Below are 20,915 nucleotides of genomic sequence, written 5' to 3' on the forward strand. Positions count from 1 at the left end.
CGTACCAAAAATATATTAACTATAATTCATAAGCTTAGAGCTTATTTTACGTGACAATAAACTGACACAAGGAAAACACATAATGGATAAAAATGCTCAGTGTCGTTGCCCATGGCTTGATACTTCAAAGCAAGATTATGTAGCCTACCACGATCAAGAATGGGGAGTGCCGCTGTATGACGACCAAAAATTATTTGAGTTTATAACACTTGAATCTGCCCAAGCCGGACTCAGCTGGTACACCATATTAAAGAAACGAAGCGGCTACAGACATGCCTTTGAAAATTTTGACGTTAAAAAAGTAGCGTTATTTACAGATGACGATGTTGAGCGCCTGATGCTTTTTGATGGGATTGTGAGAAACCGCTTGAAGATTGCAGCAACAATCAACAACGCAAAGCGCTTTATTGAAATACAGCAAGAATTTGGCAGCTTTAGTAATTATCAATGGCAATTTGTAGACAACAAGACACTGATCAGTAACTTAAATGAATTGAGTGATTACCCCGCGATCACTAAAATATCAACAGCTTTCGCTAAAGATTTAAAAAAGCGCGGTTTTAAATTTTTAGGCCCTACCACAGTGTATGCTCACATGCAGGCATGTGGCATGGTTAACGACCATAGTAATAATTGTTTTAGAAAAGCTGAGATAATAGAAAAATATTAAAGGCTAGGTGTTAGGACTAGGTGATAGGTTTTAGGAATGAGACTAGGCGCTAGGGTGCTAAAACTAGCGCCTGAGAATGCATGGCTTCAGCCGCAAAAGATTTATATATTTTTATCTGCTTATTTTCTCACATTCACTTTTCTTTGTGCAAATGATCTTTAAATGATTGACCCACCAAGAAAACCTCGTGTTCAAAGAGGCTAAGAGTAAGCTGCGCTTATGAGGTAAAAATAAAGGTATTAAATTTTGAGGAATTCAAAGCTCGTCGCTCGAAGCCCGTGGCATTTTTTCTTCTCATTTACACTCATTGTTTTCTCTTTGTGCAAAAGGGTTTTAAGTGATATTCACCAAAGCACCCCGAATTAAAAGACGGTGTGCGCGTCAGCAAGCTTAACGCCTACGGGTAATGACGAAACCCATTCAATCACCCTCGTGCTTAGTTAATTTTTGCCTAAAACCTACTACCTGACACCTAAAACCTGCTCTTAGCTGTTAATCGCGCGATAGGTTATATTTTTTCATTTTTTCAACAAGGGTTGTACGCCTTACTCCGAGAATTTCAGCAGCACGGGCAACGACATAGTCATAGCGCTCAAGGGCTTGAGTTATTAAGCTAACCTCAAGCTCAGCTAAGTACTCTTTTAATTCAATGCCTTCATCGGGTAATAACCCAGAATCAGACGAAGCTATTTCAATCTCTGGCTCATCGTCGTAATCACTAAACCCTGTACTGAAAATATCATTAAACGCGTCGCGCTCCATTAGCTCCTCAGGGTATTGAGGCTCATAGGCATCAACTTCAATATAACGATATTTAGCTGGTAAGTCAGGAACGTCTACAACCTTCTCAGGAAACATTATGACCATACGTTCTACGAGGTTAGCTAGTTCACGGATATTGCCAGGCCAAGCATGCTCTTTAAGGCTTTCAATAGCACGTTCTGTGAACTTAGCTGTCGTACCACTTTGCTCATTTACACGACGCATTAATTCTTTTAGCAAAAGCGGTATGTCGTCAGCACGTTGGGCAAGTGAAGGATTCTCGATGGGAAATACGTTTAAACGGTAATAAAGATCTTCTCGAAAAGAGCCTTGCTCTATCATCTCTTCTAAATTTCGGTGCGTTGCAGCAATCACTCGCACATCGGCCTGAATAGCTTTTGTTCCACCGACTCGTTCATAGCTTCTTTCTTGCAACACACGTAATAGTTTAACTTGCATTTGCAGTGGCATATCGCCGATTTCATCAAGAAATAACGTACCACCTTGAGCCAATTCAAAACGCCCTTTACGTGCAGATATAGCCCCCGTGAATGCGCCTTTTTCGTGGCCGAACAGCTCACTTTCTAGCAGCTCACCCGGGATAGCTCCACAGTTTACTGGTACGAAGGGACCTGAATTGCGCTTAGACAGTAAGTGAACATTTCGGGCAACCACTTCTTTACCTGTACCGGACTCTCCAAGAATTAAAACATTCGCATCTGTTTTAGCAACTTGCTCAATTAAAAATCGTACATCTTTTACTGCATCAGTTTCCCCAACTAAACCATCAAACGATTTGTGTGGTTTGTGGTACTTATGATCATTAGGGAGCATTCGTTGATATTGCTGACAGTCATGCAGTAACTGTGTTGTTACGTCGTGGTTAAATGGCTCAGAAATTAAGCCCACTACGTTTGCGATACTGAGCAATGGCTTTAAGGTTTCACCTATAAGTAGGAATGGGACAGTAGGATAACGCTTAATCAAACTTTCATGGTTGAAGCTACTTAACGCGCCTAAAATAACCATGCATTCTTGTTTTTGGTAGCTGCTACACTCTTGCTCAAAATTATCTTCAGCAAGGTTTAATACTGTTTCACCGATAAAAGTCAGTGAAGCATGTAAACCAATCGCACGATTATTATTATTATCTAAGATTAAGATCATTAGTCAGCGAACCACAGTCACAACAAGCTATTAATAATCTAAATTGTAAGCGAGTTTGACAGGGATGCAAGCATTGAGCGGCAGTTTTTTGACATCATTGCCAAAAAACTGCCGTTGATATGGCGATAAGTAATACTTAATAATTACTGTTTTAAAATCAACTCTATAGTAAGCCTAAAATAGACTCAGCGGATTGATTTGCTTGACCACGTAATGCCATAGACGCTTGAGATAAAACATCATTAGATATCTGCTGCGACACAGCCTGAGCATAGTTAGTATCTTGAATACGACTTTGACTTGCAGCAATATTTTCCTGTTGAGTACCTAACCCTTTAATTGTGCTGGCCAGTGTATTCTGAAAAGCCCCTAGCTCTGCGCGCTGGGCATTTATGTCTTCACTCGCTTGCTCGCTTATATCGAGTGCAGCTTGAGCCCCTGCTTGGGTTGAAATATCAATAGTTGATAGCGCAGATGCAAAACTACCGTCTGTTGAATTAACCGTTTGATTGGTATTTGCATCAGCGCCAACTTGAAACGAGACCGCTTGACCATCAAACAAAGGCTTTCCTGCAAAACTCGCATTCTCGAACGTTTCAGATATTTGACTTTGTAGCTGCACAACTTCTTCTTGCAAAGCACTGCGGTCACTATCACTAAGCGCCCCATTACCTGCCTGAATAGATAACTCTTTGATTCGAGATACAGCGTCATTAACATTAGATAAATTTGATTCTGTCGCTTGTGAATATGAAATGCCATCGTATGCATTATTCACAGCCTGACTATAACCGTTTTGTTGAGATGTTAAACGGTCGATAATTTGTAAAGCGGCTGCATCATCTGCCGCTGAATTTACTTTTTTACCTGTAGCAAGTTGTTCTAAAAGCTTATTACCCGTTTGCTGGGTTTGGTTTAAAATATTTGTTGAGGGTGATTGAATTTTCATAACAGGGCTCCGACACACTGAATTGGTTAAATTATAGCTTAATTTGCCAATTTTTGCACTATGTACCATGGTTTAATTAAATTAACTTGGCATCGTGCTTGCTATCAAACTAAGTTAATATGTAAAGTACTGAGAAAAGTGCCAAAATTTCACAATGCGTATAAAAACGCCAATGATAAATAACTTGGATAACATTATGTTCGATAACAAAACAATTCTAATTACCGGTGGTACCGGATCATTCGGTAAAAAATACGTAAAAACTCTACTTGAGCGATACAACCCGAAAAAGATCATTATCTTCTCGCGTGATGAACTTAAACAGTTCGAAATGCAACAAGAGTTTGATCAACCATGCATGCGTTATTTTATCGGTGATGTCCGCGATAAAGACCGCTTAAGAAGAGCTATGCGGGGTGTTAATTACGTTATACATGCCGCAGCCCTTAAACAAGTGCCGGCCGCCGAATACAACCCTATGGAATGCATCAAAACCAATATAAATGGGGCTGAAAACGTTATTGATGCCGCCCTTGATAATGATGTGGAAAAAGTAATAGCGCTCTCAACTGATAAAGCCGCTAATCCAATCAACTTATACGGTGCAACAAAGCTTGCCTCTGACAAACTCTTTGTTGCTGCAAATAATATTGCAGGTGGAAATCAAACTACCTTCTCAGTTGTGCGTTATGGCAATGTTGTTTGTTCACGCGGATCTGTTGTACCTATCTTTCAAAAGTTTATTGACCAGGGCCGTGATCATATTCCTATAACTCACAATGAAATGACTCGGTTTTGGATAAGCCTGCAACAAGGCGTGGATTTTGTATTAACTAATTTTGAACGTATGCTCGGCGGTGAAATTTTTGTGCCTAAGATTCCCTCAATCCGAATTACAGATTTAGCCGAAGCAATGGCACCTGATCTACCGATTAAAATAGTAGGCATTCGACCTGGTGAAAAATTACATGAAGTAATGTGCCCTGCCGATTTATGTTTTGAAACCTATGAATACAATGATCACTTTGTAATTGCCCCTGGGATCAAGTTCAGTAGCCGAAGTAATGACTTTACCGTGAACGCACTGGGCGAAAAAGGTGAAAAAGTGGCGCAAGGTTTTGAATATAACTCACTCGATAACTCTAAGTACATGAGTATAAAAGAGATTAAAAACTTTAACGTACAAGCTTTGTTGTAGATAATACAATGAGAAATAAAATTATTCCCTACGGTAAGCAAAGTATTTCACAAGCTGATATTGATGCTGTTATTGATGTATTAAAGTCAGACTGGCTCACTCAAGGCCCAAAAGTACCGGCATTTGAAGGTGCTGTTGCCAGTTATTGCAAAGCAAAACACAGTGTTGCAGTTAATAGTGCTACATCAGCATTACATATTGCTTGCTTAGCGTTAGGCGTTGGCAAGGGAGATATTGTTTGGACCTCTCCGATTTCTTTTGTTGCATCCGCTAATTGCGCCCTTTATTGTGGAGCCCAAGTCGATTTTGTCGATATTGATTTAAATACAGGCAATATGTCAGTTTTGGAACTAGAAAAAAAATTACTTCTAGCCAAAAAAAATAATTGCTTACCAAAGGTTATCATCCCTGTTCATTTAGCAGGCCAATCATGCGATATGGTAGCAATCAATGAACTTGCCAAAGAGTATGGTTTTAAGGTTATTGAAGATGCATCTCATGCTATTGGTGCCAAATATAAAAATAAACCCGTTGGCAGTTGCGATTACTCAGACATTACTGTTTTTAGCTTTCACCCCGTTAAAATTATTACATCTGCTGAAGGCGGCATGGCTGTTACCAATGATGATCATTTAGCAAAAAGTTTAAAACGACTAAGAAGTCACGGCATTATATCTGATCCAACTGAAATGACCGAGCCAAGTCATGGCCCTTGGTACTACCAGCAAATTGAGCTTGGTTTTAACTATCGAATGACTGATTTACAAGCTGCGCTTGGGTTAAGCCAGTTAAAGCAACTCGACAACTTTGTGAATAAACGAAACCTGATTGCCAAACGATTCGATAGTTTTTTTTCTGAGCAAAACATGCATTCGCTTTTAGTCACTGAAGAGTGTTACAGCAGTTACCATTTATATATTTTACGCTTAGAATTTAGCAATCAAACGCAGCAGGCTACGATGATTAAACAACTTAGAGCTCAGGGCATACAAGCTCATTTGCACTATATTCCAATCTTTTTGCAGCCTTTCTATCAACAGCTGGGCTTTGCTAAATCAACCTTCCCAAATGCGATGAAATACTATTCTCAAGCTATTACTATACCTTTACACCCTGCACTTACAGAGCAAGAAATTAGCACGGTTAAAAGTACAGTTAAGAGTCTTTATCAACAACTTAGTTCTTCGAGTAAATCCACACCATCCCAATAATGATCAAATGTGAGCGCTTGTCCTAAAGCAATCGTTCTGACTGCAGCTGTAGCAAGTTGATTTTGTTCACTAGGGTTTAATCCAAAACAACTAATAGTTTGTAATTTATCCGTTTTATTTAATTCTAAACGCTGCAGTTGATAAGACAAAATCAAACCATCACCTTGGTGATGTAATAGCATATCTGGTAAAAATGTCAGTAATTCACAACGCATAAATTCAGAATATTTATCAATCGCTTGTATATTAATATTCGCAAGTAAAATTAACTGCTGTAAATGATATAAACGATTGGCTTTTGCCGTTAGGCTAAACTGTGATTCATCTTTACTAAGAGCTAAGCGAAGTGCCTGCCAAAATAACTGCTGTAACTCTAAGGATGTCTGATACCACAAGATAGCTTTAGGTGAAGAACAAGCTTGTTGAGAGAAAGCGTTAAAGTCACGAATAAAACGTGTCACAGCAAGATCAACATCGAGATTTGTCGAAAGACGAATGACAGCTAACGAGTATCGATCAGGGAAGCATACTTGGTGTTGAACATTGGCTTGTTGATTGATTTTTCCTATTGCATCATCGCCACCCCAGATGATCCGCATATCGCAATGCTCACTAAAATGCTCAGTGATATCCTGCGCATTACTTGGATAAGATACAATGGCACACAATGAGTTTAATACCGAGTATGGATGCAAGGATAAAAATTCATTCAGTAAAGCTATCAACTGATAAGTTTGCTCGCCACTGCGATCACTGATCCTCACAATATTACAGTTACCACAGAGCATACTCAGTAGTAAACTATAAAAATACACTGTATCTACATTAGCCGGAGTAATATGAAACACCAATCCTCTTGGCTGACTATGATTTAGCGCCACGTAGTGTTTTTTCATAGCAAGTATATTTGCCTTTCGACACCAAAACCCCAGTGCTGATATTGCATTCGATTGCTGCTTTTTCAACAAGAACTGTGAGAAAGCAGCAATATCAGCAACAGTATCATCTTGAAACGGCACTGCCTGCGGTGATAACTGCGTAAAATTCCCCTGCAATTGCTGTAATGAGGTATGTTTAAATAAAGGTGTCACTACAGCCCCTAACTTGTGATTTAGCTAACCGCCCTTGTACCGTAAAGTATTTACCCAGTCGGCCGCATTGGCAATTATCTTCACCATGCAAAGTGCCTAAATCCTCGGTTAATAAACGGTGTCCTGGGTAGCTTTTAGCAAGCACTGACTCAACTTGGATCACCCCTTGCGTATTAGTAGGTAAAGGCTGCTGTGTGGCAGCATCAACAATACTAATATCAGACCAAGCTGGTGTATGTAAAAAACCATGCTCACATTCAATGTAAATTGTGCCCGTCTGTTCTACCATGCCATAGTAATCATGCACATCAATAGCACCTAGTTGCTCAGCTACGGCTTGTTTAAATGCCTTATTGCTCACTGCGTGTTGTTGCATTTTTTTCCAGCCACCACCATGCAATAAGACCCCATTTTCAAATTTCATGTTTTTATCGCATTTAGTCAATGCCTGAATAAATTGCTGCCAAACAATAAAAGTAAAACCAAACATAAACACTGGCGTTGCCCTGTACTTTTCAAAAAAAGCATCAATCACAGGCATGTTTAAAGTCATGTCATCGTTTAAAGCAAAATGCGGATCACGACCAAAAAATAACATGCCTTGAATACCAGCTGCACGAGCAGACATTGTTGTTTTTTTTCGTATCGTCTCTTTTGCATCAATAACAAGCATTGGCAAACGTTGTTTACCTAGCCAATGCTGTAAAGTTTTTGTCAAAATTTTACTTTGTAACTGAGCTGTCTGCGCATCTAAAGATATTTTAGATGCAGCCCCACTGGTGCCTGAGGAGGTTAATAATCGATGCTGGTGCTTTTCTGATATGCTGGATAATAAAAATTGCTTAAATAATGGTACAGCTAATGGCATTGTGTCTGCAAATGATTGCTGCAAACGCTGATAAGGCGCACAATGTTTCTTATGGTGACTATCTAAAAAGGTAAGTTGGCTATGTAAAAAAGCTTGCTTTTCATTATTCGCTAAACCATATACGGGTAATTCTAGTAACTGTTCATCAGTTAAGTGCATGATAGTCTACCTTGCCGTTGCTAAGCCTAGGGATAGTTTGCAAGTAAATGACACTAATTAAACGACTGTGACATTTGAGCTTGTCGGCGAGCATTTTTTTTACATCAACATCCGTGCGTTCAGTGACATATACATTAAACGCATCTTCACTTCCTGTACAAATAACTTCTGATGCAAGCTCTGTGCTGATCCAGGCTTGTACTTCATCAAGATTAATACGCTTACCCGCAAGTTTACAAATACGTTTAGAACGACCCACTATTTGATAAAAGCCGTTCTCTAGACGTTGTGCAATATCGCCTGTTTTTAACGGTAAATTTTGCGTGAATGTATTCAGTTCTGCCACAGACTTCGCATAACCACCAAATACGTTCTCGCCAACCACACACAACTCTCCAGGCGTATTACAGGCAGTAATTTCTTGCTCGACTCCATCAATGAGAGACAACTTTGTATTGGGAATAGCTTGACCTATTACCCCTGTATTTGTAGAAAAAAACTCAGCGGGCAAATAAGCAATTCGTGCAGTAGCTTCTGTTTGTCCATACATAGTATAAAACTCGACATCAGTAGCCTCTGTGAAATTAGCAAGGGCCTGCCACTGTTTCTCAAGCAGCTTTCCACCAGCTTGCGCCATGTAGCGAATTTGCTGTAAGGGTAGTTTTTCTAAACCCAGTCGCACCAACAACTGAAAACTAAATGGCACACCGTAAAAGCTATTTACTTTAAATTTTTGGAACTGCTGCCAAAAACCTGCTGACATTGGGCTCTCCTTTTGTATGACTATCGAGGCGCCACACGCCAAGTGACTGTGCAAAATAGACAACCCGAATGAATATGAAAGCGGCAAAAATGTCATTGTTACATCGCTACTTTTTATCGGTAAAAACTCACAGATTGAGGCACAATTGGCCGCAATATTTGCTTTACTTAACTTAACCAGCTTTGGCGAACCAGTTGAACCGCTGGTAGATAAAAGCACACTGAGTTCAGCTGCAAGCTTATGTTTTATCTTGCTAAATGGCTGAATAGTTTGATCTATAATTATAAAGTTAACTTGATAATGATCGTATAAAGCGTGTTTTTCTGTGTCACTTAATGACGGATCAATTAAAAGGACAACATGATGCGTTCGTAGTAATGCTAGATAATAAACAATAAAATTAAGTGAAGAATTTGCAACCAGTGCAATCAATTCGCGCTCGATTGGTAATACACTTTGAGCATCGCTTACTTGCTGTTCAAGTTCTATATAATCAATTGCCTGAGTACCATAAAACAGTCGTCCTTGAGGATTTATTGCTGTTAGTTGCCAGAACATTCCAGCCATATTACAACCTTAATCCGCCATCAACCGCAATTGTTTGCCCCGTAATATAAGCCGCTTGACTGCTTAACAAAAATGCCGCTACATTAGCGATATCTTCACCTTTCCCTAAACGTTTAAGTGCGGTTCGTTGACTGAGTTGCTGTTTCTTTACATCATCAAAATGAGCGACTAACGGTGTTTCAATCACTCCAGGGGCAAGAGCATTAACACGAATATTATAACTTCCTAGTTCCTGCGCTAAACTTGTCACCAACCCTTTAATAGCGGCTTTCATACTTGCATAGACAACTTGACCGCTACTACCTTGCTCTGCAACAACAGAACTAACTAACACGATACTACCGCATTTTTTACGAAGCATCAGTTTGCTAGCGCCTTGGCAAAGTAATAGTGCTGCTTTTAAATGTATTTGATATTGTTGATCAATCTGCGCATCACGGCTCATCAGCAAAGGAGCTTCAAGCATATCACCAGCACAATGCACAACCCCTTCAAGATTAATCTTCTGCTGAGAAATAGAACTAAACAGTTGTTTTATATCTGCACTATCACCTAAATCAGTAATCTCTGTGAGTATATTTGCCATGGGATGACTTAATAGTAATTGCTCGCGCGCAATGTTTAGCTTTTCAGCATTTCGAGCAACCAGAATTACAGCTTTATGTTGCGCTACAAGATTGTTTGCAATGGCAAACCCTATGCCGCTGTTAGCACCTGTGATCAACGTATAAGTAGCGCTCTTATTCAAATGACACTCCGTACTTAGCTAAAATTTGCTGGGCTTTTAAAAATGAGCTCATATCTATAATATCATCCGTATCAAGCATAATATCAAATTCGCCTTCGAGCTCTGCAATCAACATCATATGGCTCATTGAATCCCATTTAGGATGCTCAGAATAACTAAGTTCATTACACACCTCTTCTGGTGTGATCTCTAATACGTTAACAAATGCAGTGGTGAGCTTTTCTAATGACACATTAACCTCGATTTAAAAAGTGCTTTATTTTAGTTGTTGCTTGCTCAAACTCTGATTGATTGAGTGAAATGCTGAGCATATGATTATCACTTGGGTGTTCTTTGAGCTGATAGCCAAGTTGTTGATTATAGCGAATTGCAGCCTGGTTTTCCCGCCTTACTTCTGAGTGTAAATATAACATATTCAAATCATTAAACGCATAATCCAGCATAACTAAAGACGGCGCAAAGGCCAGTATATTATTTAGGTATTGTGTATCAGAAATATAAATACCAATACTCGCCGACTCGGCAATTTCAAGGTTGTGCTCTGCGTGAATATTAATTACACCAATTGCTGTGGCTTTATAATGAATAATAAAGTGCTGCTGCTTATCATCTACAAGCATCGAATTAAACCATTGTTGATGATGCTGCCACTCTATAGCACCCCTATTCTTCATTTGGGTTCGAACATGCTCAAGGTTTCGCCATTGCCAAACGCGCTCACAATCACTTTCTTTAACTTCCTTTAGCTGTACTGCATAATTTGCTAATCGAGAAAGACGCACGTTATTCACCTAACTTTTTTTGTTTAACATCTTGATTGAGCAAAGCTATTTCAGGGTGGTGTTTTAAAAAATCTAAAATATCAATGTACTTAGCTACGCTAATATCTCTGGGATAAGCCGTCACTAATTGTGTAAACATCTGCAAATCTCTTGGCTCATCAATACATAATCGCGCATTACTTTGGTGATCACATGGTGCTTTATATTGACTAACTTTAAATTGCTTTGGATGCTGATACAAATAAGGCGTTACATGCTCTTTTTGATAATCTTCCACAGCATTTTTTGCTGCCATTTTTAACGCCTTAACTGACATTATCTCTGCATCAAAACCACGGATATGCTCGCCGATGTACAGGCTCGAATAATCGTCGCCTCGCTCAAGATGATAAGCGATTAATTGATCAACAAGTTGAGCATCTACTAACGGGCAATCAGCAGTCAAACGTACAATACGATCATCATCATCCAAACCAAGCACCCGCACAACATCAGTAAAGCGTTGCAACACATTAAGCTTACTCCCGCGAAAAACCCTGACTCCTAGTTTTAAACAATGCACAGCAACATCATCGTCATTATTATGATCACTCGTTGCAATTACATGTTCGGTAATATTTTTTGCCGATTTAAGACGTGTTATATGGTATTGCAACAACGATTGGTTACTAACAGTTTGTAGCACTTTTCCTGGTAGCCTTTTGGAATCATACCGAGCTTGTGAGCAAGCAATCACTTTCATTTCTGAAAATACTCCAGCTTCATCGCTGTACCTTTAGATAGCTCCTGCTTAGCAGGTTTACCGACAAGCTCATCTAAGTAACGCGGATGTAGGCCAAGTCCAGGCCGCACAGAGCGAATATTTTGCTCTGTAAATAGCTCGCCGGCTTTGATATTTTTTGCAACATAAAGCGAGCGCCGAAACGACACATTATCTTGTTCACTTTTAGCTAAACGATAACTAGGACTTCCCAAGCAAACATGTGTATCTCTAACACGATTAACTAACTGTGAGAACTCTTCTTCATCCAAAGAAAAGGCAGCATCTACACTAGTCGTATCACCTTTTAATTTAAAATGCTTTTCAATAACACATGCACCCAAAGCTGTTGCGGTTATTGCTGCAGTATCAGCCAAACTATGATCGCTCAACCCCACAGGCACACCAAGCTGTGTTTTTAAGTCTAGTAATGTCATTAAGTTACAATCACTGATTGGCGTTGGATAACCACTTATGCAGTGTAATACAACCAACTGCTTTCCACCTGCATCAGCAACTGCAGTAACAGCCTCTTTAATTTCCTCAAGTGTCGCCATGCCAGTAGACATTATAATAGGCTTACCTGTACTCACTGCATATTGTATCAAACCAATATCTGTCAATTCAAAAGATGCTATCTTATATGCTGGACAATTTAGGTCTTCCAACAAATCGATAGCTGTCTTATCAAATGGCGATGAAAATAGCGTTATATTGTTTTCTTTTGCACGATTAAATAAAGCTTCATGCCATTCCCAAGGCGTGTGTGCTTCTTGGTATAAATCATATAACTTTCGACCTCGCCAAAGTTTTTCTTTTACGATGAACTCAGGGCCATCATGATCTAAAGTGATCGTATCCGGTTTGTAAGTCTGGATTTTAAGTGCATCAACCCCTGTCTTTGCCGCAACGTCGATTAATTTAAGTGCATGCGCTAAACTACCGCCATGATTTCCTGAAAGCTCAGCAATAATATAAGGAGAACTGTCAGCATCGATTACGCGACCATCAATTTCAATTGCTTGTTTAAATTTATGACTTATTGCCACTTAACACCTTCACTTTGTTTGCTTGTTACTTATTGTTATCGTCCAAAACACCATTCTGTTTAGGAGATATTTAATTCTATATAATCAACTATACGCTTCGCGCCTAAGCCATCAAACAATCGTTGTGATGATTTTGAAAAGGTTCTACGTTCACTCTTATTCTTTACCAACCTATTAATAGCGGCTTTTAATGTTGATTTGTCGAGTATTCCCCGTTCATCAAGCGTGATACAACTTTCATTTATATTTTTATTACTTAGAGCACTAGCTTGATTATCTGCAACTATTAGCGCGATGGTTGGCACTCCCAAACATAAATACTCGTATAAAGCGCCGCCCGCTGCACAAATAGCAAAGTGACATGATTTCATTTCTTTACCTAAAGACTTTGAATTTGATAGTACTTGAATTTTATCCAAGTTAACTTTGCTTTGTAAAATGCTCTCATGTACTACTGATTTACTTAGCACTGTTAGAATTCTAATATTCTTAATTTGACCACACTCGTTCAATAGCTTACAAACAGAAGGTAAAAGACCCATCACATCATTTGCTCCAAGCATAACTGTTACTGTTAACTCACTCAAACCCTCATCATGACAAAAAGGTAAGCTACTGTACTGCTTAATTTCATCCCTTATCAGACGAAACTTAGCGCCATTGAGATTAACTTTACCAATGGGCCGCATATTAGTTCCATCACTCATATTGACAACTAAGTCTACTGGTTGAATGGGTCGACCGACACCATCATCAAAAAACACTAATGAAGGAGCTATTTTATGACAGTGCAGCCATTGCGACTCGGTAAGTTCATAGTCATCTATTATTAATACACTATTCAGAGGCATGTTTTGAAGCGATGAAATACTATCAATTTTTTGATAATTTACTTTAGGTATTTTAAATGAATAATTGCCATCACCAGCTCTAACTAAATAGACAAAATTAACTATATACCCTCTTTTTATTAGTTCATGGGCTAATACACCTTGCCGAACAACATGTCCTAAACCTATTTTTGAGCTTGAATTTGCATAAATATAGAAAATCAAATTTAGCAACCTTGGGAGTTCGCCACAGAATATTCAATAACTTGGCACTAACTCATAAATGTTTTACTATGATATAAGCATACCATAATCTTAAGTTTTATTATGAAAAACACACTTTCAATTCCTGAGACATTGTGGTCGACAGCTTTATTAGTCAGACGTTCTGAGCAGCGTCTTCTCAAATTATTCGAGCAAGGTAAAATAAATGGCACCATACATACATGTATTGGACAAGAGTTAGTAGGTGCTACTATTGCCGAATATGCTTATTTGAAAGGTGACTTTCTTGTTTCAAATCATCGAGGTCATGGTCATTTTTTAAGTTGCTTCCCAACCCTATTAGGTGACTTTTTTGCTGAATTAACAAGCAAACAGTCTGCAATTTGTGGTGGTCACGGTGGTAGTCAACATCTGTATATAGATGGTTTTTTTAGTAATGGAATATTAGGCAGTACAGCTCCAATAGCTTGCGGGATCGCCTACGCTAAAAAGCAAAAGAAACAAAATAATATTGTTACGCTCTTTTTAGGTGACGGGGCTTTCGGTGAAGGGGTCATTTATGAAGCAATGAACCTTGCCCAAGTTTACAAGTTACCTATATATATCATATGTGAATCAAACAAGATCTCACAATCAACAATTACTTCTAAAGTACAAACTGGCAGCCTAACTCGCAGAGCTGAGGGCTTTGGTTTAGTAACATTTGAGAGTTCAACAAATGATCCAGAAAAACATATAGAAACAACCAAAGAAGCAACAAGTTTAGTAAGAGAAAACATCCCTGTTTTCCATCTAATTCATACTCAAAGGCTTCACTCTCATTCTAAAGGTGACGATACTCGTAGCAAAGAGGAATTAGCTATTCTTTGGCGTAAAGACCCTTTAAATAACTGGTTAAACTCTATAGACCCAGATACTAAACAACGGATAGAAGAAAAAGTTACTAATCAAATAAAAAAAGCTTTTGAACACGCAAATCAATTGCCTACTGCATCGATAGACTACTTTACTAACAACATTGCTTTTCAAAAGCCATCCATTAAGCCTATTGAACCTTCCAGACTTTTACTCAAAAACCGTATCAACAGAACATTAGATAACCTTTTAAAAAATAACAAAAAACACGTAATCTTTGGTGAGGATATTGAATCGCCTTACGGCGGAGCTTTTAAGATAACAGAGGGTTTATCAACTCGTTATCCTGGTCAGGTTTGGAATACACCAATAAGTGAATCAGCAATCACAGGCAAAGCTATAGGTATGGCTATGTCAGGTTTCACACCAATAGTTGAAATTATGTTCGCCGACTTTTTGACACTCACATTTGATCAACTACTAAATAGTGCAAGCAAGTTCAGTAAACTTTTTAAATTAAACCACTCTCTGCCTTTTATAATTAGAACTCCAACTGGTGGTCGAAGAGGTTATGGGGCAACTCATAGTCAAAGTCCTGAGAAACACTTTTTAGGTATCCCCAACCTGAATGTATTTGCTATAAATTATCTATTGAATGAAGATGCACTAAAGGCAATTTACACAGTACACCAACCTACGTTAATACTAGAAAATAAATCTGATTATGCAAAGCCTGTTGAACCTTTATTAGGCTTTGAAAGACTATACTGCAAGCATTCAAAAACCATCGTAATTAAGCCTAAATGTACAGCAAATATAACTTTACTCTGTTATGGCGGAATGCTTTCTCATGCTGAAACAGCTGCAAGCCAGTTATTATTTGATCATGAGATTGCTGCTGAAATCATTTGCCCTAGTCAATTATACCCTTTTGATGATGTATTATTAATTCAATCACTAAACCAAACATCAAAACTACTTTGCGTAGAAGAAGGCACAGATTTTGCTAACTTTTCTTCACAGTGTATTGCGCAGCTGCACAGTAAAGGAGTTGAGTTTAAAAGCAAAGCTATTTCAGCTGATGACAGTGTGATTTCCAGCGCATTGCATATAGAATTAACTCAGTTGCCTGATACAAATAAAATAATATCTACTATACTAAATTGGAACCATTAATAATGACAAGTTCAGAAATTAAAGTAGAGCGTAGCGCAGCGAATGATGAACGCGTCAAAGTTGTAGAGCTACTTGTAAAACAAGATGAATTTGTCTCTTTACAACAACCCATCGCATTAATTGAAGGTTCAAAAGCTATATTCGAACTTACTTCATCTGGGAATGGGTATATTAATTTATTATTTTCTGAAAATGACTATGTAGAAGTTGGAACGACTTTTGCCGAAGTCTCTGAAGATATAGAAAACTATAAACTTACAAAAAACACTCCAACTACAACAAAATCATTTGATAAACCTAAGCACTTCACATCACCAGCGTTTGAGTTATTAAAGTCATTGAATTTAAACAGCAATGATTTTTCTGATTATGAACTTGTAACCACAGAAATAATACAGTCGTTTCAGATCAGAATGTTAAATGAACTTATTACGAGTCAAAAAGACATTTTGACCAAGAAAAATAAAGAACAAAAAATACTTATCGTTGGCGCAGGAAAAGCTGCGGGCCAATTATTAAGTGTGTTCCACAATAAAGTCAATTGCAGCATAATTGGCTTTGTAGATGACACTGATGAGAAACAAAATAGTTTCCACCTAGGTTACCCTGTTCTCGGTAAGATAGCAGACATTGGAGATATAATTAAAAAAAATAGTGCAAATTCAATGATTTGCAGCATAGGCAACCTTGCAGCACGAAAAAAAGTGGTTGAAATTGCATGCAACTTAGCTATTCCACTTGCTAACGCCATACACCCAAGTGTAGTTTTTGACGAAAACGTTAATCTTGGTACTGGCAATTATATTGGCCCAAATTGCTTTATTGGCACGAATACAACTATTGGGTTTGGCAGTTTTATTAGCTCTAACACTGTTATTGAACATGATTGTGAAATAGAAAACTGTATAAGCACAGGCCCCTCAGTATCACTCTCAGGCAGTGTTAAAGTTGAATCAGGTTGTATTTTAGGTTCAAGTATAGTGATTGAGCCTTATGTACAAATCGGTCAAAATAGTTCTATCGCATCAGGCTGTGTCATTACTCAATCGATAAAAGCAAATAGCCAACTAAAAATGAAAACGAATTATACTCTCTCATGAAAACTAAAGTTTATATCGTTGGAGCAGGCAGTTTTGCCCAAAAACTTGCAATCACCCTAAAGAAATTTCCATTAGACCTAATAGGGTTTGTTGATGAGTTTCGCACTGAAACACTAATGGGACTCCCTTTAACTAAAGCAAACGAGTTAATATTTGATCACAGCGCACTCTTTTTCACTGCTATTTCCCATTTTCAATATACACAAAATGCCATTGAACGGTTAATCAATAAAGGCGTAACGCGCTCTAAAATTATTCCTCTTTACTATGATTCTTGTAGTGTTTACTTAGAAGCGACATTACAAAATAACTTTGCAGAAAATATAGCCAAGCTCAAAAGCTGTAACGGGAATTTCGCGCAGTATGAAACTCTAACCTGCCCTATTGCTTTGGATAGTCAAACAATTAGTGTTCGCATACTGAGCCGTGGCTCACTATTTTTATCTCATTTACAGCCTGTTTTAAAAGCACTAGAAGAAGATGAAAATTACGAACTAGTATCAGACAGAACTAACTCATTACTTGGACAACATAAGCTTGCAAGTCAAGAAAGAATGCTAGCAACAGACAGTAAACTGGTTATCACAACACAATTTTTTAATGTGGCGCCTGCAACGTCAAAAAAGCTTACCTTCTTACACGCAATTTATGACTCGATGATGTTTCGTGAGTCTATTTTTGATGAAATTGATGCTGCAGAACATCATTATATTGCTATCCCTTCTAAAGCTTGTATGCGTTTTTTCAAAGACAAATTAGCAAATAGAAAGCTTCGTAATAAAGTCACACTCATCCCGTTTGGATATCCTAAATTAGACCAAAACATTTCAGTCTACGAAAAACTTAAAAATACGTCAGCTGAAGAAAAACGAGTTATCTACGCGCCAACTCAATCACTAACACCAAACCCAGAAGCTCCTGAAGGGTTTAGCCTATTCCATGCACATGAATACCTTCTAATTTTATTAGATAAACTCCCAAATCATCATATTATTTTGCAACCCCATCCTGAAGATTTAGTGCTACTTAAAGAAGGTGGCGAATCAAAAGCAAGTTGCGCTTTAAAAGAACTGCTAAATCTAGTGGAAACTCATCAACGGGTTTCTCTTGCTGATTCAAACCTATCGCAACTAGAAATCTTTGCACAAAGTCAATTTTTAATATCAGACACATCATCAACTGCTTACACTTACGCATTTACAACTTTAAAGCCTGTCATATTCTTATCACCGTCTGAACACGCAATTATCGAAAACTGGTCTCATTTATCTTACATTAAAGACCGAGAGCAAGTTGGCTATATTTGTTCAGATAACGCGCAATTTACTACGGTAATTGAAAAAATTAGTAGTAGAATTTTTAATAAGCGCTCCTGTACTAAAGCTCTAAGAAAGTCAAATATTTATAATATCTATACATCTGAAAATAAAGTAATCGAACTTATCAATAATATAACGAATAGTACTACCCAAGATAGTTGGGAGCCTATTTTAGGAGACTCATATGAAACACGGTGACTTCACACTGCTCGCTGAGAAATACAATAAAACACGACCTGAATACGCAACTTCAGTCTTAGATGCTCTGTATGGACTCTTAAAAGTAGCTCCCTCTGAAGCTAGCATTGCCGATGTTGGAGCGGGTACTGGCATTTGGACTCGCATGCTTAATAGTAAGTCGCCTAATAAAATTTTTGGTGTTGAACCAAATGATGCAATGAGGCAGCAAGCTGAAGCTCATAAAACTGAAAATATTACATGGTTAAAAGGGAATGGGGAAGATACAACTCTAGAATCAGAATCAGTTGATTTAGTCACTATGGCTTCCTCTTTTCATTGGGTTAATTTTGAAAAAGGAACTACGGAATTTCATCGAATTTTAAAACCAGATGGACTATTTGTTGCACTTTGGAATCCTCGTTTTATTGATAACTCTCCTTTATTGGTCGAAATAGAACATTACCTTAATACATTAAGACCGGCAATGAAGCGTGTGTCTTCAGGCTCTTCTGGTATAACTGAAACCTTATTCGAAAAGTTAGATGATTCACCTCTTTTTGAAGATGTTCTATACATTGAGGGTAAAAATAAAAAAACATTTTCAGTGATTGAGTATATTGAAGTCTGGGAATCTGTAAATGATGTAAGGGTCCAACTTGGTGAAAATAAATTTTCTCAATTTATTGAATTTTTAAAAGAGAGGCTATCTGGTATAGATTCTATTGAAGCTGAATATAAAACAAGAGCATGGGTTGCAAGGAAAAAAATTTTATAGCTATTTTTAAGCTGACACCTATTATTTATTATTTAATGACTGTCAGCTTTCTTTTAAAAATCACTATTCGAAAAAAGCGATGGATAAGAACTCGTAAAGGAATCAATTCTCATATTGATCGAACTCTATTATGTTTCCTTTATACCCTATGTTCTCCAAAGCACTTTTCATACTTTGTACTGATGACTCTGTCGCTAAAATAACGGTATCAATATCTAGCTCCGTCAACTTTTCAATAGGATAAACACATACCCCACTAACTCCAGAAATACTAGAACTTTGACCTAACCTATCGATGAAACATTTAACTTCAAAGCTTTTTATATCACTATCTAATAAAGTTTTAGCAATGCCAACACCAATGTCATTATAGCCAAATACTGCGACTCTCTCACTCGCATAAGTTTGAAGATAATACAAAATCCGCGCAATTCGGGTTCTTAATTTCAATTCCTCAAACTCTTTGATCTGACATTCTATATTTATGCTTTGTTGGCCTATAAGTAATTTCCAAAGCTTTTCATTTTCCTTTAGGAGCTTAACTTCACTATCTTCTTTGCTTTGCCAAATACCGCCAATTAATTGAGCCGCTTTGCTCAAGTTATCATCTTCAGGTAATGACTCAAAGTCATCAAACTGATGGGGAAAGATTTCCTCTCCAGCAAAGTATTTATTAGCTAGCTCTTTATTTTCGGCACTGAATGAAACCATTTCATTACCACTTAATTCAGAAACAGGGCCGCTTATTTCTTTAAAAGAAGTTGAAAGTAATGTTTTGCACAGACGGTTGCGAGAACGATGCGGGATCTTGGGAAAGTAACGACCTATGTAAGTGAGTAAAGATTCAAACATATCGCCATTGATTTTTGGATTTGCGTCTCTGATATGCCGAATTGTTTCATCTACAGTATAATCAATATTAATTTCAGATAAGAAATCTTCAACTATATCGCCGTTTTTTAACTTCTGGCGATCATACTCTTTAAAAACTAAGTTGTCTTTACCTAGAACATCGATCATGTTTACTATCCAAGAAGTATAATCACACAGTCCATCCTCAATCGCATTTTCAAAGTACATAACTTTACTAATTTTACAGATATCATGATCAATATAGCCCGTTTTAATGTATTCATTTCTTAGTGAATTTAAAAAAGCATATTGCTCTCTTACATAAACAATAACTTTTACTTGATGTTCTGGGAAAAGAGAAGCTATAAAGTTAATTTTCTTATTCTTAAATTTAGGGTGAAAGTCCCAGTAAAACCCTTCGGAGCTAACTAAAAAGTCACTTTCTTGCAAAGAAGAATCTTCAGACAAAAGCTCCCAATACCTTTCAGTACTATGGTTAACAGTGAGTTCATTTGTGTACCTTTCAATAAACTTATTTGTTTCCCAAGAAAGTCTCAATTGTTCTGTACTATGTAAACCCATGCGAGGATACAAAATGTCATTATCATGAAGAATAGAAACATTATCGTTAAAAAATCGCTGAAGCTCTGTAGTACCAGTCTTTTGACGACCAGCATGAATGTACAGGGTGTGTTTTTTCATAATTTATCCCAGCTAAAGGGTTTTAGATTTAATAGCCTAAATCTACCTAGATTAATTAATAACTTCAACTCAATAAAGGTACAATTAAATCACTTAACTACAAATACTTAAAACTTTGTTTATTACTCAAGTAATACTCTATTTCATGAGTAAGAAC

At 37.7% G+C, this 20,915-nt stretch carries 19 protein-coding genes; 7 read left to right on the forward strand and 12 right to left on the reverse strand.

The annotated features are described in order from the left end of the window. The first annotated feature begins 82 nt into the window (after nucleotides 1–82). The gene (locus ACFI4Z_RS03350; RefSeq protein WP_462669304.1) at nucleotides 83–670 is read left to right on the forward strand and encodes a DNA-3-methyladenine glycosylase I; all 588 of its coding nucleotides are present in this window, start codon (nucleotides 83–85) and stop codon (nucleotides 668–670) included. 492 nt (nucleotides 671–1,162) lie between these two features. Here the strand turns inward: ACFI4Z_RS03350 and ACFI4Z_RS03355 are convergent, their stop codons facing one another. Both ACFI4Z_RS03355 and ACFI4Z_RS03360 read right to left on the reverse strand, forming a co-directional pair. Further along, entirely contained in the window at nucleotides 1,163–2,599 is a 1,437-nt protein-coding gene (locus tag ACFI4Z_RS03355) for a sigma-54 dependent transcriptional regulator (protein WP_462669305.1), read from the reverse strand. 163 nt (nucleotides 2,600–2,762) lie between these two features. Further along, nucleotides 2,763–3,548, reverse strand: coding sequence for a flagellin N-terminal helical domain-containing protein (locus ACFI4Z_RS03360; RefSeq protein WP_462669306.1), 786 nt, complete (start codon nucleotides 3,546–3,548; stop codon nucleotides 2,763–2,765). Nucleotides 3,549–3,744: 196 nt separating this feature from the next. Between ACFI4Z_RS03360 and pseB the strand changes: the two genes are divergently transcribed. Together pseB and pseC are read left to right on the forward strand one after the other, a co-directional pair. Further along, nucleotides 3,745–4,746 carry a UDP-N-acetylglucosamine 4,6-dehydratase (inverting) gene (pseB, locus tag ACFI4Z_RS03365; protein ID WP_462669307.1) on the forward strand — a complete coding sequence of 334 codons (1,002 nt, stop codon included), beginning with the start codon at nucleotides 3,745–3,747 and terminating at the stop codon, nucleotides 4,744–4,746. A gap of 20 nt (nucleotides 4,747–4,766) precedes the next feature. After that, on the forward strand, nucleotides 4,767–5,957 hold the full coding sequence (gene pseC, locus ACFI4Z_RS03370; RefSeq protein WP_462669363.1) for a UDP-4-amino-4,6-dideoxy-N-acetyl-beta-L-altrosamine transaminase: 1,191 nt from the start codon (nucleotides 4,767–4,769) through the stop codon (nucleotides 5,955–5,957). Here the strand turns inward: pseC and ACFI4Z_RS03375 are convergent. From ACFI4Z_RS03375 to ACFI4Z_RS03415, 9 genes are read right to left on the reverse strand one after another with little or no spacing between them, the layout of a single operon-like run. Then, a complete protein-coding gene (locus ACFI4Z_RS03375) occupies nucleotides 5,915–7,048 on the reverse strand; it encodes an acyl-CoA reductase (RefSeq protein ID WP_462669308.1) in 1,134 nt (377 codons plus the stop codon). The two genes, pseC and ACFI4Z_RS03375, sit on opposite strands and share 43 nt — an antisense overlap. Beyond that, entirely contained in the window at nucleotides 7,032–8,075 is a 1,044-nt protein-coding gene (locus ACFI4Z_RS03380; RefSeq protein ID WP_462669309.1) for a LuxE/PaaK family acyltransferase, read from the reverse strand. Before ACFI4Z_RS03380 ends, ACFI4Z_RS03375 begins: the two co-directional genes overlap by 17 nt. Further along, nucleotides 8,062–9,405 carry an AMP-binding protein gene (locus ACFI4Z_RS03385; RefSeq protein WP_462669310.1) on the reverse strand — a complete coding sequence of 448 codons (1,344 nt, stop codon included), beginning with the start codon at nucleotides 9,403–9,405 and terminating at the stop codon, nucleotides 8,062–8,064. The genes ACFI4Z_RS03380 and ACFI4Z_RS03385 overlap by 14 nt, the downstream gene beginning before the upstream one ends. A gap of 1 nt (nucleotide 9,406) precedes the next feature. After that, the gene (locus ACFI4Z_RS03390; RefSeq protein ID WP_462669311.1) at nucleotides 9,407–10,153 is read right to left on the reverse strand and encodes an SDR family NAD(P)-dependent oxidoreductase; all 747 of its coding nucleotides are present in this window, start codon (nucleotides 10,151–10,153) and stop codon (nucleotides 9,407–9,409) included. Further along, nucleotides 10,146–10,385: an acyl carrier protein gene (locus ACFI4Z_RS03395; protein ID WP_087530897.1), complete on the reverse strand. Its 240-nt coding sequence runs from the start codon at nucleotides 10,383–10,385 to the stop codon at nucleotides 10,146–10,148. Before ACFI4Z_RS03395 ends, ACFI4Z_RS03390 begins: the two co-directional genes overlap by 8 nt. Before the next feature lies 1 nt (nucleotide 10,386). Then, entirely contained in the window at nucleotides 10,387–10,935 is a 549-nt protein-coding gene (locus ACFI4Z_RS03400; RefSeq protein ID WP_462669312.1) for a GNAT family N-acetyltransferase, read from the reverse strand. Nucleotide 10,936: 1 nt separating this feature from the next. After that, nucleotides 10,937–11,677, reverse strand: coding sequence for a cytidylyltransferase domain-containing protein (locus tag ACFI4Z_RS03405; protein WP_462669313.1), 741 nt, complete (start codon nucleotides 11,675–11,677; stop codon nucleotides 10,937–10,939). After that, complete coding sequence (gene pseI / locus ACFI4Z_RS03410; protein ID WP_462669314.1) at nucleotides 11,674–12,744, reverse strand: pseudaminic acid synthase; 1,071 nt, start codon at nucleotides 12,742–12,744, stop codon at nucleotides 11,674–11,676. The genes ACFI4Z_RS03405 and pseI overlap by 4 nt, the downstream gene beginning before the upstream one ends. A gap of 59 nt (nucleotides 12,745–12,803) precedes the next feature. Then, nucleotides 12,804–13,799, reverse strand: a complete 996-nt coding sequence (locus ACFI4Z_RS03415; protein WP_462669315.1) for a hypothetical protein — start codon at nucleotides 13,797–13,799, stop codon at nucleotides 12,804–12,806. Nucleotides 13,800–13,901: 102 nt separating this feature from the next. Between ACFI4Z_RS03415 and ACFI4Z_RS03420 the strand changes: the two genes are divergently transcribed. From ACFI4Z_RS03420 to ACFI4Z_RS03435, 4 genes are read left to right on the forward strand one after another with little or no spacing between them, the layout of a single operon-like run. Then, on the forward strand, nucleotides 13,902–15,830 hold the full coding sequence (locus tag ACFI4Z_RS03420; protein ID WP_462669316.1) for a dehydrogenase E1 component subunit alpha/beta: 1,929 nt from the start codon (nucleotides 13,902–13,904) through the stop codon (nucleotides 15,828–15,830). A gap of 2 nt (nucleotides 15,831–15,832) precedes the next feature. Continuing rightward, entirely contained in the window at nucleotides 15,833–16,930 is a 1,098-nt protein-coding gene (locus ACFI4Z_RS03425) for a PglD-related sugar-binding protein (RefSeq protein ID WP_462669317.1), read from the forward strand. Continuing rightward, nucleotides 16,927–18,447: a hypothetical protein gene (locus tag ACFI4Z_RS03430; RefSeq protein WP_462669318.1), complete on the forward strand. Its 1,521-nt coding sequence runs from the start codon at nucleotides 16,927–16,929 to the stop codon at nucleotides 18,445–18,447. The genes ACFI4Z_RS03425 and ACFI4Z_RS03430 overlap by 4 nt, the downstream gene beginning before the upstream one ends. Continuing rightward, nucleotides 18,434–19,204: a class I SAM-dependent methyltransferase gene (locus ACFI4Z_RS03435; RefSeq protein ID WP_462669319.1), complete on the forward strand. Its 771-nt coding sequence runs from the start codon at nucleotides 18,434–18,436 to the stop codon at nucleotides 19,202–19,204. The genes ACFI4Z_RS03430 and ACFI4Z_RS03435 overlap by 14 nt, the downstream gene beginning before the upstream one ends. 102 nt (nucleotides 19,205–19,306) lie before the next feature. Here the strand turns inward: ACFI4Z_RS03435 and ACFI4Z_RS03440 are convergent, their stop codons facing one another. Beyond that, complete coding sequence (locus ACFI4Z_RS03440) at nucleotides 19,307–20,758, reverse strand: nucleoside-diphosphate sugar epimerase/dehydratase (RefSeq protein WP_462669320.1); 1,452 nt, start codon at nucleotides 20,756–20,758, stop codon at nucleotides 19,307–19,309. Nucleotides 20,759–20,915 lie beyond the last annotated feature (157 nt).

Source organism: Pseudoalteromonas sp. RWi3 (assembly GCF_054960735.1).

Bases quoted from the DNA above. Each gene is read 5' to 3' on its own strand.
- ACFI4Z_RS03440 (WP_462669320.1), bottom strand. From the start codon at position 20,758: ATGAAAAAACACACCCTGTACATTCATGCTGGTCGTCAAAAGACTGGT.
- ACFI4Z_RS03420 (WP_462669316.1), top strand. From the start codon at position 13,902: ATGAAAAACACACTTTCAATTCCTGAGACATTGTGGTCGACAGCTTTA.
- ACFI4Z_RS03385 (WP_462669310.1), bottom strand. From the start codon at position 9,405: ATGGCTGGAATGTTCTGGCAACTAACAGCAATAAATCCTCAAGGACGA.
- ACFI4Z_RS03425 (WP_462669317.1), top strand. From the start codon at position 15,833: ATGACAAGTTCAGAAATTAAAGTAGAGCGTAGCGCAGCGAATGATGAA.
- ACFI4Z_RS03355 (WP_462669305.1), bottom strand. From the start codon at position 2,599: ATGATCTTAATCTTAGATAATAATAATAATCGTGCGATTGGTTTACAT.
- pseB (WP_462669307.1), top strand. From the start codon at position 3,745: ATGTTCGATAACAAAACAATTCTAATTACCGGTGGTACCGGATCATTC.
- ACFI4Z_RS03360 (WP_462669306.1), bottom strand. From the start codon at position 3,548: ATGAAAATTCAATCACCCTCAACAAATATTTTAAACCAAACCCAGCAA.
- ACFI4Z_RS03435 (WP_462669319.1), top strand. From the start codon at position 18,434: ATGAAACACGGTGACTTCACACTGCTCGCTGAGAAATACAATAAAACA.
- ACFI4Z_RS03380 (WP_462669309.1), bottom strand. From the start codon at position 8,075: ATGCACTTAACTGATGAACAGTTACTAGAATTACCCGTATATGGTTTA.
- ACFI4Z_RS03350 (WP_462669304.1), top strand. From the start codon at position 83: ATGGATAAAAATGCTCAGTGTCGTTGCCCATGGCTTGATACTTCAAAG.
- ACFI4Z_RS03430 (WP_462669318.1), top strand. From the start codon at position 16,927: ATGAAAACTAAAGTTTATATCGTTGGAGCAGGCAGTTTTGCCCAAAAA.
- ACFI4Z_RS03405 (WP_462669313.1), bottom strand. From the start codon at position 11,677: ATGAAAGTGATTGCTTGCTCACAAGCTCGGTATGATTCCAAAAGGCTA.